The following is a 17798-nucleotide window of genomic DNA, read 5'->3' as shown; positions in this document are numbered from 1 at the left end:
GGTCATTATATTTTACGCCTGTTTTTGAGGAATAATTACTGCGTTGTTGATTGCTAGTACTGCTACATGCACTAAAGACCAAAACGGAAATGCATAAGTATAGGTAGGCTGTTAATTTATTGTTTTTAAACGTCATATAATCCGAGGATTGATAAGCTAAATTTAGTAATTATTATTATTGTTTAAGAATGCAATTGAAGTTTTAAAAATCATATTTTATGCCAAAATATCCAAAACAGTAAAATAAGCCGGATATTTAATAAGAAGATTGATTTTTTACCCTTAGATTTTCCCTGTATCTTCGTAACAAGATGAAAATAAAAGTAGGATTTGGATTTGATGTCCATCAAATGAAAGAAGGACATCCATTTGTATTAGGTGGAGTAACTTTAGATCACCATGCAGGCGCATTTGGACATTCAGATGCAGATGTTTTAGCCCATGCGATATGCGATGCAATTCTTGGAGCTGCAAATTTAGAAGATATCGGGTACCATTTCCCAAATACAGACGATCGTTGGAAGGGTGCCAACAGCTTACACTTATTAAGCCATTGTGTTAAACTTATTCAAGACAAGGGTTGGGCATTAGGCAATATTGATGCAATGTTATGTTTAGAGGCTCCTAAAATTAAACCATACATATCCCAAATGAAAGAAAATCTTGCGGCTGCTGCAGGAATAGATTTAGACGATATATCCATTAAGGCAACTACGAATGAAACCATGGGCTTTATAGGTCGAGAAGAGGGAGTCGTAGCTTATGCCGTATGTTTAATAGAGAAAAAATAATCTAGCCATTTCTTGTTACACGTTTTGCCAGTAAATTATGACGTCCAATATAAGCAACAGCGGATCTCTGAATCGTGTTTTAGGTGCTCTTATTAATTAGATTTTAAAACGTATAGAGCCTTAATATTTGAAGTACCTATTCGATTAAATGGGGGTGGAATACATTCACTAGTTGATGAAGATATTGGCTAATAGGTACTATCGAATAACCTTAATTAAATAATTTTATAGACTATCTGTTGCAACATTTCCATTCATCTAGAAAATATTGGTATTTTTGCGTTAGTTAACTCATATTTGGCACACTTACTGATATATTGCTGTCAGAAATTACGTCCAATGATTAACTAATTTGTAGTTTCATTAATTGATAGAATGAAGAGAGAATCAAAAAGTAGTAAGCTGACAGAAGAGGATGTTAAGTCCTATACCCGTAAATTCTGGATGCTATTGATCGGTTTAGTAGCGTTTTCGTTTATTTTTTTATTAAGTGTTCGCTTAGGTATATTTGGTAAACTACCGACCTTTAAAGACCTAGAAAATCCCAAAAGTAATTTAGCCTCCGAAATATTGACAGACAATAATAAAGTCTTAGGAACTTATTATGTTCACAATCGTTCGAATGTTAAATATAGTGAGCTTTCTCCATTCCTGATTAATGCTTTGATCTCTATTGAAGATAAGAGGTTTTACGAACATTCCGGAATTGATTATTCTCGTACCATAAGTACAATAGTATTGACTTTAGGAGGAAATAAACAAGGGGGAAGTACCATTACCCAACAATTGGCATTGAATTTATTCGGCGAACCTAGAGCTAGAAACCCGATCAAACGAATCATGCAAAAACTTCAGGAATACATTACTGCTGTTCGACTAGAACGTAATTATACCAAGGAAGAAATCATCATGATGTATTTCAATACGGTTGATTTTGGAGCTTATAATACTTTCGGAATAAAATCAGCAGCTAGAACCTATTTCAATACTACTCCAGATAAATTAACGGCTGCACAAGCCGCTCTACTGGTTGGGATGTTAAAAGGTCCTGGCCAATACTCTCCAATCAATTTCCCAGATAATGCCTTAAACAGACGTAATCTAGTATTGCAAAATATGCGGGAACAAAATTTCCTTTCAAGTGAAGAATTTGAAAAGAATAGAGAAAAACCTTTAGGGATTACCCTCGTTAAGTCCAACTATGGCGATGGTATCGCACCATATTTCAGAGCAGTTTTAAAAGAAGAGATTAAAAAAGAATTTCAAAGGTTGGCAATTACCAAACCAGATGGTACTCCTTATGACCTGGACCGCGATGGACTTAAAGTCTATACTCCAATCAATTATAACATGCAGGTGCATGCAGAAGAAGCTCAAAAAGAGTGGATGAAACGTTTGCAGAACGAGTTTGATAAACAATGGAAGCGTAAAAATGCTTTTACAGGTGATAATGCAAAATTATTAATTACCGGTATGAAGCGATCCGATCGTTACCGCGGATTGAAAGCAGATGGCATGACAGAGGAGGAAATTAAAAAGAATTTTAATAAAAAAGTACCTATGAATCTCTTTACCTGGAAAGGTAATGTCGATACGGTCATGACGCCCATGGATTCCATTAAATACACCAAACTGTTCTTGAGAAATGCATTAGTGTCTATGGAACCACAAACTGGACATATTAAAGCTTGGGTAGGAGGGATTAACTTTGAACATTTCAAATACGATCAAGTTCGTTTAGGTACAAGACAAGTAGGTTCTACAGCTAAGCCTTTCGTTTATGCCTATGCTATAGATAATGGATATGGACCTTGTGTATCTGTTCCAAATCACTTGCAAACCTATGGAGATTGGACGCCAAAAGGTATAGTACAAGGCGGCGACCCGATTACATTAAAGGGAGCCATTAAATATTCTCAAAACTATGCCTCTGCATATTTGATCACTGAGGTGGGCGCAGCAAATGTCGCCGATTTTACCAAAAGAATGGGTGTTAACTCCAATATACCTAGTAATCCATCCATCGCTTTAGGGTCATACGATGCCTCTTTGTTTGACATGGTCGGTGCATATTCGACTTTCGTTAACCAAGGTACTTGGATTGAACCAACCATGATTTTAAGAATAGAGGATAAAAATGGAGCATCCATTTATGATAAAGCACCTAAGGTGACTAAACCCCTAAACTCAGAAACAGCTTATGCCATTGTGGATATGTTAAAAGGAGTTGTGGATGGTGGTACTGCCTCTAGACTTCGTTGGGATCCAAACTTCGGAGGATTGAAAAATCCTATAGGCGGTAAAACCGGTACTACGAATGATAATTCCGATGCTTGGTTTATAGGTGTTACTCCGCAATTAGTGACAGGTGTTTGGACAGGAGCGGAAGATCGTGGTATTAGTTTTAGTAGTATGCAATATGGACAAGGAGCTGCTGCAGCGATGCCTGTATTTGGGCTATACATGAAAAGAGTATATGCAGATAAGAGTTTAAAATATACGCAGGAGGATTTTCCAATACCTGAAGGTGGAATTACCCGATTTGAAATGAATTGTGCGAATTTCTCTCAGTTCTATGGAAATGATCCAAATCAAGGAGAAACACAATTATTAGAAGATGAAAGGTTAGGTTTTTAGCCTTAACTTTAATAATTTAGACCAGACCTTGAACGCTTAACTTCAAGGTCTGTTTTTTTTGTTATGATGGAATTTGATTACAAAAATGAACTAACTAAAATACCACATAAGCCAGGTATTTATCAGTATTTTGATAAAGATGATGTGCTTATTTATGTAGGTAAAGCCAAAAACCTTAGAAATAGGGTAGGATCTTATTTTGTCAATGAACATCAATTAAACAGTAAAACACGCGTATTAGTTCGGAAAATCCAACGCATAGCCTTCACCATTGTTGACACAGAGATTGATGCCTGGTTGTTAGAAAACAACCTCATTAAAAAGCATCAACCAAGGTATAATGTCATGTTGAAGGACGACAAGACCTATCCTTGGATTGTGATTAAGCATGAACGATTTCCTCGTATATTTTGGACCCGAAAATACATCAAAGACGGCTCTAGGTATTTTGGACCCTATGCATCTGTTGGAATGATGCATATTATTCTGGATATGATTCGCGAACTTTTTCCTTTGCGTACGTGTAATTTGCATCTCTCGGAAGAGAATATTCGTAAAGGGAAATTTAAGGTATGTTTAGAATATCAGATAGGCAATTGTAAAGGTCCTTGTGAAGGTTATCAAAATGAGGAAGATTACGATCAAAACCTTTCCGATATCAAAGATATTTTAAATGGAAAAATTGCAGTCGTAAACAACCGTCTTAAAGAGCAGATGCAAGCGGCTGTAGAGCAAATGGATTTTGAAAATGCGCATAAATTAAAAATCAAATTAGATAAATTAGCAAATTATCAAAGTAAATCAACTGTCGTTAGTTCTACGATTACCAATGTAGATGTGTTTAGTATTGCATCTGAAAGTAATTATGCCTTTGTAAATTATTTGCGCGTAGTCAATGGTGTAATAATTCAAACCCAAACGGTAGAATTGAAAAAAAGGTTGGACGAGACAGATGTTGAACTCTTAGCCTTAGCAATCCCCGAAATAAAATCAAGATACCGTAGTCTTTCCAAAGAGATTATTGTTCCCTTTGAATTGGATATTGAAGGCAACGATGACTATAAATTTGTGGTGCCTAAACTAGGTGAAAAACGTAAATTATTGGATCTTTCTTTAAAAAATGTGGCCTATTTCAAGAAGGAAAGACTCAATCAATATGAGAAATTAAATCCGGAAGTTAAAACGGAACGTGTATTAACCCAAATGCAGAAGGATTTACGATTGAATGTATTACCAAGGCATATTGAGTGTTTTGATAATTCGAACATTCAAGGGAATTTTCCCGTTTCGGCTATTGTTGTATTCAAGGATGCGAAACCTTCTAAAAAAGACTACCGACATTTTAATGTAAAGACAGTAGAAGGGCCTAATGATTTTGCAACGATGGAAGAGGCTGTTTTCCGCCGATACCGACGTATGTTGGATGAAGATCAAACCTTACCTCAATTGATTATTATTGATGGCGGTAAAGGTCAATTGGGTGCGGCGTTAAAAAGTTTAAAGCTATTAGGTATCGAGAAGAAGGTAACCGTAATCGGTATTGCTAAAAGACTGGAAGAACTGTTTTATCCAGGCGATCAATACCCTTTGTATTTAGATAAAAAATCGGAAACTTTAAAGATTATCCAACACTTGCGAGACGAAGCCCATCGTTTTGGCATTACCTTTCATAGAAATCAACGTAGTAGAAAGACGTTCGTGTCAGAATTGGAGCAGATTCCAGGTGTTGGCAAAACGACAGTAGAGAAATTGTTAAAGACGTTTAAGTCTGTGAAGAAAATAAAAGAAGCCTCTGATGAGGCTTTAAAAGAGGTGTTAAACTTAAAGCAATTGCATGCTTTAAGAGCATATTTTCAGACGGATGACCAAGGATTATAAAAATCCTAATTCCAATTTAGCTTCTTCACTCATCATATCTCTAGTCCATGGCGGATCAAATGTCAATTCGACGATTGCCTCATCAATTCCCGCAATTGCTGCTACTTTCTGCTGAACTTCATTCATGATTTCTCCCGCTACAGGACAACCAGGTGCCGTTAGCGTCATCACAATTTTGGCTTGTCTATTTTCTTTAGTGATGATTTCATAAACCAATCCTAAATCCAATATATTGGCGGGTTTTAATTCTGGATCATAGACAGTCGCAAGAACTTCCTCAATTTGAGAAGCTAAGCCTAATCTATCCATTATAATTATATTCATATCTTTTTATCTTGGGAAGAATGTATTATTTCCGCATATATTGCCAATAATTCATTCATCACTTTTCCTTCTTGGTATTTCGCTAAAAAATCAGCTCTGCAGTTTTTCTTTATTTGTTCCTTTTCTAGCGGAGCTAATGCTTTCCAAGCATTTAATGTTTGGATAAGACTGCTGTGTTGATGAGGGTCAAATAACATTCCTGTTTTCAAAGGTACAACCATTTCTGCTAATATGCCAATATTACTTGCCAGCACAGGTACGCCGAGGGCAAATGCTTCAATCACCGCTAGTGGCATAGACTCGTAGCATAAAGAAGGTACGATAGCAGCCGTACTACCGACTAGGTGATTGTTGATAACTTGTTTATTTTGAAAACCGTAATAGGTTATATTTGGGCTATGTTCAGCAATAAGTTCGACCTCCTTTTGCAATGGGCCTGTCCCAAAAATCTTTAAGTGATGTTGAGTAGCTTTCCAAGCATGGAGTAAAGGAAGTATTCCCTTTTCTTCCGAAAGTCGACCCACATAGACAAAAGCCTCACTAGGGAGCGGTTCATTCGGCGTAATTTCTTTTACAAAGTTAGGTTTTACCAGCAGCTTTTCTGCCTCGATACCAAAATTCGAACGTTCAAATAATCGCTTAGAAAACTCCGACAGTACAATAAATCGATCTATCTGCTGAAATGTACCCCGCTTTTTATGAATCCAATAGGTGAAGCTAGTCCAAAAAGTTTTTAAATATGAATTTTCTAACACTTTTAACTTGATTGCTCTCCAGGGGAACCTTGCACTGATGGAATCTAAAAAAATATTTCCATCATAAAATAGGGTAGCAGAAGGACATAATAACCTAAAATTATGAACGGTCATACACATCGGGACACCTATTTTTTTAACATGCAATATAAATAAAGGACCTAAGGCATAGTGCAAGTTATGAATGTGAATGATGTCAGGCTGGAAATCTTTAATTTTTTGAATAATTTTTTTTGATTCCTGCCCATTGATTGGATAGCACAAGTATTGCATATAGCCGGCCAAACCTTTTTTATTTTTCGGACGATATACGGCTACTGTATGTTCTTTTTCTAATGCTTGCATCTCTTGCGTCATAACAAAATCTTCACCGCCCAGATGTTGGTATTCATTATGAATAATTAAGATGCGCATAGGATTGTTTTTTGTGCAATTTACATAGACTAACCTAATTATTCAAATATCTTCCACTCAGCTATTCCTAGCAAAATGTTTATCTTCGTAAGATTTTATAATAATTATGTTCGAACAAAACCCGTATAGCAAATTAATAAGCAATTATCTTCAACAAGAAGTATTTCCAGATGAACCTGCCGCTCTGTACGATCCTATCCGATATATACTTTCTTTGTCAGGGAAGCGTATTCGTCCGATGTTGGTCCTAATGGGCGCAAGAATGTTCGGTAAGCAAAATTTGGAAGAGGTTTTACCTGCCAGTTGTGCTATTGAATACTTTCACAACTTCTCCTTAATTCATGATGATATTATGGACAAGGCACCTTTACGACGAGGAATGGATACTGTGCATCAAAAATGGAACGATAATGTAGCGATATTATCGGGCGATGCGATGTTGGTGAAAGCCTATCAACAACTCAGTAAATGTACGCCAAACAAGATTCCAGCACTATTATTAGTTTTTAATCAAATCGCATTGGAAGTCTGTGAAGGACAACAAATGGATATGGATTTCGAAACGCTAGATCAGGTTTCAGAGGATGACTATATCACCATGATTAAGTTGAAAACCTCTGTATTATTAGGAGGAGCTTTGCAAATGGGGGCCATATTAGCCGATGCCAACAAAACACAACAAGAGCTACTGTATCACTTTGGTGTGAATTTAGGCATAGCTTTTCAACTTCAAGATGATTATTTAGATGTGTATGGTGATCCCAGTACCTTTGGTAAACAAGTAGGCGGTGATATCCTCAGTGATAAAAAAACAATACTGCATATTAGAACGAAACAACTGGCTCATGATTTGGGCGATGAATCGTTTCAGGAAATTCTTGCTGATAAGGAGTTAATAGACAGCGAAAAGGTTCGACGCATGAAGGATCTCTATAAAAAATTATCCGTTGATGAATACGCACAAGAGGTAAAGCAACGTTATATGGATTTAGCATACCAGTATTTGGATGCCATTGATCTATTAGAAGAATATAAATTAGAGCTGAGAATGCTTGCCGACCAATTGATGCATAGAACGAAGTAAATTATGATATTTGCTTAGTTTTTTATAAATTGAAACAAATGGAGGATAGTTACTGAATGGAGCCTTTAAAAATAACAATATTTCAAGCATACCTTTTTTGGGAAAATGTAGATAAGAACCTGCAAAACTTAGGATTGAGGTTATCGTCCTTACGTGAAAAAACAGATCTTATCTTGTTGCCTGAAATGTTTAACACAGGTTTTACGACTAATGTAGAGAAATGTGCAGAAACCATGTCTGGCAAAACCATGCATTGGTTATACGATATGTCCAAGCAATTTGATTGTGTGATGGCAGGTTCCTTAATCATTGAAGAAGAGGGAAAGTATTACAATCGCTTTATTTGGATGTCTCCCGATGGTAGCTTTGTTCATTATGATAAGCGCCATTTATTTAGTCTTGGTGGTGAAAATGAAAAATTTACTGCCGGTAACTCACGAATTATTTTTCCGTTAAAAGGTTGGAAGATTTGTCCGATGATTTGTTATGACCTACGCTTCCCTGCTTGGTCGAGAAATCAACAAGGAGCCTATGATTTATTAGTGTATACCTCAAGCTGGCCAGATAAAAGATCGGCACATTGGCGAGCACTTATCCCAGCTAGAGCCATAGAAAATCAAGCCTATGTTATTGGCGTAAACCGTGTAGGGCATGATGGCAAGGAAGTGTACTATTCTGGAGGATCTATGTGTATTTCTCCAAATGGGGATGTTGTATACTATAAGCCCGAGGATGAAGATTTGTATACTTTTACCTTAAATCCGAAAGAATTGGAAGAAAATAGAGAAAGGTTCCCGTTTTTAGAAGATCAAGATCAATTCAATATTCTTTAAACTAATATTTATACGGTCTTTCCAATATGACTTGTTGAATAATCGCTTTTCTTAAATCGAAAGTTTCCGTTTCTATATCCTGTACTTGAGGCCGTTTTTGAAGTGCTTGCGCTTTTTGTTGTTTCTCTATTCGAGCTTTTTCCAAACGTCTATGTTGCATTAGCACAACTTCATCTGGAACGGTTTCTTGAATAGCAATAGGTTTAACTTGCTCTTTCCTTTCGAATTGTTGATAGCTGATTTCAGGAATAGTAGGAGTTTTTTCAAATCTAGGTGCTTCTGTTCGTGTGCCGCTTTGTTTTTGCTGCTTTTTAAGCTTTTCCATACGTTCCTTCGCTTTTTCTTGCTCCTCCTTATAAGATTCATAGATCTTATAAAGAATTCCTCCAATAACCAAAAGCACACCTAGAATATTTTCCATTTTCTAATATAAATACAATAAATCAATTTTGGCGAGCAATTACTAAAAATATTTGGAATTCATGTATATAATTATTTAATTGCAGTAACAACTTTTTATACCCTTTTTTTTGTATTTCTAAGATGGATACTAATCTTATTTATGACGATCAATTTTATTCTTTTTTAACCGGGCGTGTTTCAACCGCAATTGAACGCAGACTTCAACGTAATTTTAAGGAAAATGGCATAACAATCACCGCTGAGCAGTGGAGTATCCTTTATTTTTTATGGGATTCGGAAGGATTAAGCCAACAGGATCTAGCGAAATTAACCTTTCGAGACAAACCATCCGTCTCTCGCTTAATCTCAAACTTAGAAAAACAAAAAATATTAATTCGGTTAAATTGTACTGGAGATAAACGTACCAATCAAATTTTTCTAACCGCTTTGGGGCATCGAATTAAGGACAAATGTATGTTTCAAGCAGAAAAAACTATTTCTGAAGCGATGAAAGGTGTTGATAAAGAATCCATGCAACAAGCCCAACTACTCTTGGAAATAGTTTTTAATAATTTGAAATAAGCAATTAATCAAAAACTTCTGGAGCAAAATCACTCCGGTTATTGACTAATTTTCCTGTAGATCTAAAATAAATATCTTGAAAACTTAAGGTAGTTTGACTATCTACTTTTCTAAAGAATTTATCTGCAGAGATTTCTTCTAAAGTTTTAAAACCACAGGCTTCCATAATTTCTACCGTTGCCCTAAGTGTATTGCGGTGAAATTGTGCCACTCGCACATATTTATCTTCCACATCCAATCCCTTATAAAGGTGAGGTTTTTGGGTAGCTACCCCAACAGGACAAACATCTTCATTACATTTTAAGGCTTGGATACATCCCAATGCGAACATCATACCCCGAGCGCTATAACAAGCATCTGCGCCTAATGCCATCACCTTTAAGATGTCAAAACCAGTGACGATACGACTGGATACAATCACCTTGATGTGTTTTTTCAATCCAAAATTGATCAATGTGGTCGTTACAAATGCCAATGCATCGTATAAGGGCATTCCTATGTTATCTGTAAATTCTAATGGTGCAGCTCCTGTACCGCCTTCCGAACCATCCACCGAAATAAAATCAGGCATGATTTGGGTCTCTTGCATCGCTTGGCAGATATCTATAAACTCTTGTTTATCTCCGATACAAAGCTTGAATCCTACAGGTTTATAATCAGACAATTCACGCAGTTGCTGTATAAACTGCATCATTTCTATTGGTGTTCTAAATGCACTATGAGCAGGTGGAGACATCACATCTGTACCTGGCACAACATGTCGTATTGCTGCAACCTCAGGAGTATTCTTAGCTGCTGGTAAAATACCTCCATGTCCTGGCTTTGCCCCCTGTGATAGCTTTAATTCGATCATTTTAACATAGGGCTTTAAGGATTTTTCCCGGAACAAATGACTATCAAATAATCCATGCTCATTACGGCAGCCAAAGTAACCGGTACCAATTTGCCAGATTAAATCTCCGCCACTGATATGGTATTGACTGATACCACCCTCACCGGTATTATGCGCAAAATTTTGTAAGGCTGCTCCTTTATTAAGCGCAGTAATGGCAGTTCTGCTTAATGCACCGTAACTCATCGCCGATATATTAAATACACTTAAGCTATAGGGTTGTTTACATTGGTAATTCCCGACCAACGTTCTAAGGTTATGATCTTCAATATGAACAGGGAAAATACTATGAGCCACCCATTCGTTACCAATGGCTTGCGGGTCTGTTTGCATACCAAAAGCAACCGTTTCTCGTTGGTTTTTCGCTCGTTGATAAACAATACTGCGTTGACGTCTATTGAAAGGACGACCATCCGTGTCCGATTCCCAAAAATACTGTCTTAATTCTGGACGTATAGACTCTAGAAAGTAGCGGAAATATCCCACCAATGGGTAATTCCTTAAAATCGCGTGTTTCGTTTGAAAACTATGAAACAAGGCGACCACCAATAACGGAAATGGAATGATGAGCAACCAAAACCATTTTGGTGTAAAGATTATCCCGAAAGACAGGATAATAAGATTAATGATAATGATAATCCCAAGGATGAGTTTTCTTACTGGCATAATATCTTTGTTAATCTTTAAACTATTAATACATGGATTTGTAATTTGTAGCTGCTATAAATGTGCCACATTTTAGTTCAATCCTATTGTTCTAATCAAGTTAATTGAAGATGCAAAATTAGTAAGTATAAGGAGTAAATGGAAGGATTTAATCCTACTGAAGAAGATTTAATGAAATCCTAATAGAATGAAATAATCTATCCTCTTTTTGTAATAAGGTCTGATATTTTTTGGTAAATAAGTTGCCAATCGGGATGCCGACTAAGAAACTGTAAATGCTTTTCCATACTAATTTTATCATTTCTAATGGCTGGACCAGTTTGGACATCCTGAGGTATGTTCTTTTGCACTTTTTCTGCGGTCTTTAAAATGATAGGTTTTATCAAATCAAAAGAAAGATGATGCTCTTCTAAGAGTTCGTAGGCCACTTGAAATAAAGCATTGCTAAAGTTGTTTGCAAAAACTGCTGCGGTATGTAATGCCAAACGCTGCTCCGTGCTACAGTCAAAAACCTGGCTGCTCATGGTGGACCAAGAGCTGATTAATAGTGCTTGTGTTTCCGCACTATGCGCTTCTATGCCAAAAGGGACTTCCGCTATATTGATGTTGACTTCTTTGGAGAAACTTTGAACCGGATAAATCACAGCATATTGCTGAAATTTAGCTAACACATCAATGGCTGTTGCTCCTGAACAATGCGCGACTATGCCTTTCCATGTAGCAGGTAATTGTTCAACCACTTCTGCAATAGCTGAATCGTTTACGAGTAGGAGATAGAGGTCAGCATCCTCAGCAATCGCGTCGATATTGGAGGTATAGGGACAATTCAACACATGAGCTAATGCTTGTGCATGAGCTAATGTGCGACTATAGACTTGAACGATTTGATGATTTCCTAGAGCGACCAAGCTTTTACCCAACTGGGTAGCTACATTTCCGCTGCCAATTAGGATCACCTTCATGCGTTTATTTGCTATTTTGTTTTATTTTCTCATCTTTTAAGCGACGGTAAATGGCCATACAAAATCCAATGGTCATGACAATCGTTCCACACCAGAAGAAATTGATGTATGGAAATTTGATGGCTTTAAATACAACCCATTTCTTTTGTGGTAATGGTTTTTGGTACGCCATAATTTCAAACTTCTCTTGATCAGGAACAATTTTTGTAAATCTAAACCGTAGACCTTGATCGTTAACATCTTTATAGAAATCGAAAGTATTACCACCTTTTATTAAGAACATGGGCTCAACAGGATAATCCTTACCATCAACAGCCACCACTTTGATTTTCAGACCAACCAAAATATCATCAGCAGCTTTAGGCATGTTTTCCAAGGTTGCATCCTTATTCAATCCTTCAATGACATAGTATCCATTTCTATACCGAAGGGTGTCACCTAAGCTTACAAGATAAGTCGCAGGTTCTTCATAAGCCTCAAACCCAGCAGCAGTACCTTCTTTTTCATCTTTTATCGATGCTTGTGAATCTGAAGCTGCAGCAGTGATTAACGTATAAATATCGTGGGTTAGGAAATGTTTAGTGCCGGGAGTCCCGATTAAACCTCCCATTTGAGGGTTGTTTTGTGCAAATGGACTTAATATAAAGGTTTCCTGAACGTTGCCTGTTTCTTCATCTATTTTTTCGTATTTTATTTTGTAAAATACATTTGGTGCCGCGATGCTGTCTCCAACATAGGTAATGCGGTATTCACCCATTTGAACGGGTTCACCTTCATTCAAAAATAAGTTGTCACCTGGTTTTTCCACTTGATCAAATCCAGCAACAGCAATATAATTACTAGAATTTTTGGAAATGACTTCGTTTGTTGCCGCCGCAATTAATGCACCAATCAACAATAAACCGAAACCTATATGGGATACTGCAGATCCTGCTAAACGCCATTTTCCTTTAAATGAATCGCTGAGCACCCTTAAATTTGCGAGTATACAAAAAACAGAAGTGAACGTAATCAATATATACATGATATTGGTATATACATTCGTAAAATAGACAATCACTGCTGATAGGATAACCGCAAAGACTAAGGAAGCGATGGTAGCTGCCCAGAATTTTTTGACGTCAGAACGTTTATATTTTAAAAATTGGGTAAAGGCAGTTAGTAACATGACCACTACTGCAAATGCACCTTGCCATTTATTGTAATGGGCGATAGGGTCTAAAGGAGGGGCTACCTTAGTGCCAAATAATGAATTGAAAACGGGGATGGAAGTACTTGCAATCATTTGAGCACAGGCCACTGTTAATACCAATGCACCAATAAATAACCAAAACTCCCTAGAATATATTTCTTCTTCTTTTTCTGAACTAGGCATTTCTTTCTTGCGAACGACCAATAAGATTACCATGATCGCTAAGAAAGTTACATTGAAAAAAATCAATTGAGATGACATCCCCAAGCTGGTAAAAGAATGGACGGAAGTCTCCCCTAGAATCCCACTTCGTGTTAAAAATGAGGCATAGATCACTAAAACAAAACTGATCATGCATAAAAAGGTTGCCGTAAAATAGGCATGTCCTGAATTTTTAAAAGCCACCATCACGTGGACTGCAGCGATTAAGGTAAACCAAGGGATAATGGAAACGTTCTCTACTGGATCCCAAGCCCAAAATCCTCCAAAATTCAAGGCTTCATATGCCCAAAATGAACCCATAATAATACCCGTACCCAAAATCATAACGGCAAATAATGCCCATGGTAATCCTGGATTCAACCATTCTTTAAATCTTTTTTGCCAGATTCCCGCAGCTGCATAAGCAAATGGAACAATCATCGAAGCAAAACCTAAGAATAAGGTAGGAGGGTGGATAACCATCCAGTAATTTTGGAGTAATGGATTTAGTCCACGACCATCACGAATTAAATTTAAATAATTAGGGTCTTTTAAAATAGGCCAGGTCATGGCTTCTCTCAGTAATATAAATGGAGAACTTCCGATGCGTGAGCCAAAAATTTCAACCCCTATGATCATAGACGATAAAAATACTTGACATAGCATGACAAAAGTCATTACGGGGCTTTCCCAACTTTTCGCTTTAAACACGAGAATGATACCCATCACCACTTGCCAGAACATCCATAACCAAAAACTACCTTCTTGTCCTTCCCAGAACGAAGAGATAATATAATGGGTAGGTAGCGACATCGATGAATGCGCCCATGCATAATGATATTCGAATAAGTGATTGTAGATGATATAGAACAATGTTGCTCCAATCATCAAGATGGAAATGGCGTTTGTCCAAAAACCTAATCTTGCTAACTTTTTCCAAGAAGTTTCTTCCGGATTTTGAGTGGCAAAAAAATAACATATCAAGGAAAATAATGCGGCACCAAAGGATAAAACAACAAAAAACTGTCCTATTTGCCCTGGTAATAGGTTTTCTCCAACGTAATTAACGTCCATAAATTGTGTATTGTAAAGCGATATGAATTACTGAAGTATTAATATTTTAAAGCGGTTCTAGGTTCAGCAATAACCTCTTGAACCTCCATTTGATCTTGGTTGTACTTAGAAGGACATTTCATCAGGATTTTACTCGCATGAAATTTTGTACCTTCCATTTTTCCTGTTAACACGATCTGTTCTGAACGTTCAATATCTTGAGGTTTTGAACCAAAAAATACGACCTCACATTCGGTGCTGTCACTGTCGTACATGTAAAAAGAAAAATGATTCGCGTCTTTTACAGGATCGTAAGTCAAATCTTTTTCTTTATTTAATACGCCAACAACATACAATTCCGTATTCTTTTCTTTGGCTTCACTAAAAGTAGAATAGGTACTGGAGTCGGTATAAATCACGAGAATCATCGCTATCGCTATGGCGATGATGACGATTAATATAATTGAACTTTTTTTCATTGTCTTAATAAAAACTGTATTCGAAATACAAAATTACAAATTAGATAAGGAAGCAATGAATTTAGCAAGGTTTTAGTATTATTTAGAACAATTCTAATTTATACAACTGGTTTTTGCTTGGTCATTGAAGGACTTGTTTAACTACCTGATTGTCAATCACTAAGTTTTGCGTTTTTTTTGAATATAAAATAGATTGGTAAAGAAAATGCAATGCTAGGCTATTCTTTCTTGTAATTTATCTGTTTCAATGATCACTCAAGGTCTAATCTGATGAAATTTATCAGTTTATCTAAATAAATTAACTGTTTCTTTTTTTTAATTTGTCGCTTAGGTAGATTGGATTATTTGCCAACAACCTCTGTGTTATGCAAATCTTCTGAATCAAATTTTTCGCCTGATATTTTTGTTACCATCATGGCTGCTACCGGATCTCCTGTCGCGTTTAAAACTGTAGCCAGAGGATCAACTAATGCTCCGATAATTAATATAGCAGGTACCGCTTCATTAGGGATCCCGTAAATGGATATCATCAGCATTTCGCCAATAAATCCTCCGTTCGGAATTCCTCCTGCGACCATGGATACCAATACCGTGATTCCTACTGCGGTAATTAAAGTGCTTGGTTCAAAAAAGTTCCACCCTAAAATGGAGAAAGCAACATATATTTTTAAAATAGATGAGATCGCTGAACCATTTTTATATAAGGTATTTCCAATAGGAACAACAATATTCGCAATTTCCTTAGGAATGCCTATTTTGGTAGAAGCAATTAAATTGGCTGGTAGAGTGGCTAGACTACTGCAGGTACTCAAGGCCGTTAAAGTAGGTGAAATATTGTGTTTCCAATACGATTTAACTCCTTTGTTACCATTTCCTATGAAAGCATAGATACTATAAAACAACAAGAAAAACACGATTCCAAACCCGTAGTAAAAGCCTAGTGGTTTTGCATAAAACCCAAACAATTCAGGCCCTAATGTTTTTACTTGGTAAGCGAAATATGCACCTAGCCCTACAGGTCCTACTTTCATAATAAGAATCAATAAATTCTCCATGACCTTATTTCCAGCATTTAAAAATGCAGTAAACTGTTTCCCTGCTTCACCTGACTTTCGCGTAGCAGTACCCACTAATAAAGAAAAGATAACAAAAGCTAAAATGCTCTTGCGAGACAATAGGTTTCCAAATTCATCCACGGTAAGAAAACGAACGATTCGATCGCCCCAGGTCTCGTCGGACTGACTGGTTAACGATTCGGTAATGGCGGAGCTATCGGCCATTGTCGTTACCGGAAATGCCCACAAGCCAATGATCGTTGCTACTGCAGCGACGACTATGGTTGCAATAAAAACTAAGCACATGATCACAATTGTTTTCCCTAACTTATTGCTGTCTTCGATGTTGGCTATGGAAGAGGAGATTGCGAAAAACAATAATGGAATTACAGAAACGAATAGTAAATTAAGGAAGATGTCTCCTATGGGTTTTAAGATATCCACGAAAGCAGGAAAAAAAATACCTATAACACTACCAAGGACGATTCCCAATAGAAGCAATAAGATGCTTCCATAATTTTTTATGATGTTATTCATTTAAGTAATTTGTTGAGCTAAATTAACGGTTTTTTTTAGAATGTCAATTGTTTAAATTTTAAGCAAATTTTAGGTCAGTCTCTCCTCCTTCATTTCATCCTGATGATAAATACTGCTTTTTTGTACATTTGTGCAATGGAAAAATTAGAATTTGTGGATACGGCAGATGGATCAAAAACATTATTTCATCGAGAAGTAGGGGAGCATTACCATTCTAAGCATGGTGCAAAGCAAGAAAGCTTACATGTGTTTTTAAAGTCTGGTTTACAGTTTTATTTGGACAAAGAAAACACGACAAAAGCCTCCATATTGGAAATTGGTTTCGGTACAGGTCTTAATTTTTTGTTAACGGCGGATTTTGCCAACCATGAAAATTTAACGATAGATTATGTAGGCATTGAGGCTTATCCTTTGTCGCATCAATTAATTCAAGAATCTGGCTATGATCAATTTGTGGACCCCGTTATTTGGAATCAATTCTGCAAGATTTATCCCGAAGCTTTACTAAAATCTTGCTCTTTCCATAAAGAAATAAATTTAACCATCCCGCATCAACAACTGCTTCAATTTCAATCTGATAAGAAGTTTGACCTAATCTATTTTGATGCATTTGCTGAAATCCATCAACCAGAAATGTGGACTATCGAGTCTTTAAGCCATATTCGGCAGTTTCTTAATCCAGGCGCAGTTTTCGTAACCTATGCCATTACTGGGAATTTAAAAAGAGCCATGAAATCCCTTGGCTTTTCTATAGAAAAAGCTCCAGGAGCTCCAGGAAAAAGGGAAATGTTGAGGGCTGTATTGCTAGAAGATGAATTGCTAGCTTAATAACCGGTATTTCCAAGCCTCTTGTTTTGTAATGTTTAATCTAGCCGTATGATGATTGCCAGTTATATCTTTGAATAATGCTTATCAAATAACGTTTTCTAATACCCCATTCCTTAAATTTTTTAGTAACTAAACTCCTTATTTTTTGTTTCTTAGCTTGGATCTCCTTCGAATCTCCATCGGACATTAGTCGGAAATGAAACGCAAAAAAGCGAATAAGATCCGAAAGAGAT

General features: G+C 36.7%; 15 protein-coding genes. 7 read left to right on the top strand and 8 right to left on the bottom strand.

Going from position 1 to position 17798, the window contains the following annotated elements; all coding sequences use genetic code 11:
• The first annotated feature begins 311 nt into the window (after nt 1–311).
• From ispF to uvrC, 3 genes are all read left to right on the top strand, one after another.
• Complete coding sequence (gene ispF / locus ACFRAE_RS06915) at nt 312–791, top strand: 2-C-methyl-D-erythritol 2,4-cyclodiphosphate synthase (RefSeq protein ID WP_422796398.1); 480 nt, start codon at nt 312–314, stop codon at nt 789–791.
• A gap of 375 nt (nt 792–1166) precedes the next feature.
• Nucleotides 1167–3428 carry a transglycosylase domain-containing protein gene (locus tag ACFRAE_RS06910; RefSeq protein WP_422796397.1) on the top strand — a complete coding sequence of 754 codons (2262 nt, stop codon included), beginning with the start codon at nt 1167–1169 and terminating at the stop codon, nt 3426–3428.
• A gap of 63 nt (nt 3429–3491) precedes the next feature.
• Nucleotides 3492–5306, top strand: a complete 1815-nt coding sequence (gene uvrC, locus ACFRAE_RS06905) for an excinuclease ABC subunit UvrC (protein ID WP_422796396.1) — start codon at nt 3492–3494, stop codon at nt 5304–5306.
• Here uvrC and ACFRAE_RS06900 read toward each other — a convergent pair.
• Entirely contained in the window at nt 5301–5615 is a 315-nt protein-coding gene (locus ACFRAE_RS06900; RefSeq protein ID WP_422796402.1) for a metal-sulfur cluster assembly factor, read from the bottom strand. The two genes, uvrC and ACFRAE_RS06900, sit on opposite strands and share 6 nt — an antisense overlap.
• 11 nt (nt 5616–5626) lie before the next feature.
• The gene (locus tag ACFRAE_RS06895) at nt 5627–6799 is read right to left on the bottom strand and encodes a glycosyltransferase family 4 protein (RefSeq protein ID WP_422796395.1); all 1173 of its coding nucleotides are present in this window, start codon (nt 6797–6799) and stop codon (nt 5627–5629) included.
• Nucleotides 6800–6905: 106 nt separating this feature from the next.
• On the opposite strand from ACFRAE_RS06895, the gene ACFRAE_RS06890 reads away from it, so the two are divergent.
• Entirely contained in the window at nt 6906–7883 is a 978-nt protein-coding gene (locus tag ACFRAE_RS06890) for a polyprenyl synthetase family protein (protein ID WP_422796394.1), read from the top strand.
• A gap of 56 nt (nt 7884–7939) precedes the next feature.
• Entirely contained in the window at nt 7940–8716 is a 777-nt protein-coding gene (locus tag ACFRAE_RS06885) for an amidohydrolase (protein ID WP_422796393.1), read from the top strand.
• A gap of 1 nt (nt 8717) precedes the next feature.
• Here the strand turns inward: ACFRAE_RS06885 and ACFRAE_RS06880 are convergent, their stop codons facing one another.
• On the bottom strand, nt 8718–9137 hold the full coding sequence (locus ACFRAE_RS06880; protein WP_422796392.1) for a hypothetical protein: 420 nt from the start codon (nt 9135–9137) through the stop codon (nt 8718–8720).
• Between the two features lie 122 nt (nt 9138–9259).
• On the opposite strand from ACFRAE_RS06880, the gene ACFRAE_RS06875 reads away from it, so the two are divergent.
• Nucleotides 9260–9700 carry a MarR family winged helix-turn-helix transcriptional regulator gene (locus ACFRAE_RS06875; protein ID WP_422796391.1) on the top strand — a complete coding sequence of 147 codons (441 nt, stop codon included), beginning with the start codon at nt 9260–9262 and terminating at the stop codon, nt 9698–9700.
• Nucleotides 9701–9704: 4 nt separating this feature from the next.
• Here ACFRAE_RS06875 and ACFRAE_RS06870 read toward each other — a convergent pair whose 3' ends face one another.
• The 5 genes from ACFRAE_RS06870 to ACFRAE_RS06850 all read right to left on the bottom strand — a co-directional run bounded on the left by ACFRAE_RS06870 (nt 9705) and on the right by ACFRAE_RS06850 (nt 16737).
• Nucleotides 9705–11258 carry an FMN-binding glutamate synthase family protein gene (locus ACFRAE_RS06870; RefSeq protein WP_422796390.1) on the bottom strand — a complete coding sequence of 518 codons (1554 nt, stop codon included), beginning with the start codon at nt 11256–11258 and terminating at the stop codon, nt 9705–9707.
• A 197-nt stretch (nt 11259–11455) separates the two neighbouring features.
• Entirely contained in the window at nt 11456–12220 is a 765-nt protein-coding gene (locus tag ACFRAE_RS06865; RefSeq protein ID WP_422796389.1) for a Rossmann-like and DUF2520 domain-containing protein, read from the bottom strand.
• Nucleotides 12221–12224: 4 nt separating this feature from the next.
• Entirely contained in the window at nt 12225–14687 is a 2463-nt protein-coding gene (gene ccsA, locus ACFRAE_RS06860) for a cytochrome c biogenesis protein CcsA (protein ID WP_422796388.1), read from the bottom strand.
• Between the two features lie 38 nt (nt 14688–14725).
• Nucleotides 14726–15145 (bottom strand): cytochrome c maturation protein CcmE, encoded by a 420-nt coding sequence (locus tag ACFRAE_RS06855; RefSeq protein ID WP_422796387.1) that lies wholly within the window; start codon nt 15143–15145, stop codon nt 14726–14728.
• A gap of 341 nt (nt 15146–15486) precedes the next feature.
• A complete protein-coding gene (locus tag ACFRAE_RS06850; RefSeq protein ID WP_422796386.1) occupies nt 15487–16737 on the bottom strand; it encodes a dicarboxylate/amino acid:cation symporter in 1251 nt (416 codons plus the stop codon).
• Between the two features lie 135 nt (nt 16738–16872).
• Between ACFRAE_RS06850 and mnmD the strand changes: the two genes are divergently transcribed.
• Nucleotides 16873–17565 (top strand): tRNA (5-methylaminomethyl-2-thiouridine)(34)-methyltransferase MnmD, encoded by a 693-nt coding sequence (mnmD, locus tag ACFRAE_RS06845; RefSeq protein WP_422796385.1) that lies wholly within the window; start codon nt 16873–16875, stop codon nt 17563–17565.
• Nucleotides 17566–17798 lie beyond the last annotated feature (233 nt).

The organism is Sphingobacterium sp. HJSM2_6 (genome assembly GCF_049316305.1).
Classification (GTDB): domain Bacteria; phylum Bacteroidota; class Bacteroidia; order Sphingobacteriales; family Sphingobacteriaceae; genus Sphingobacterium.
The sequence above is the reverse complement of the archived record's forward strand: the minus strand, read 5'-3'. Positions and strand labels throughout refer to the sequence as shown.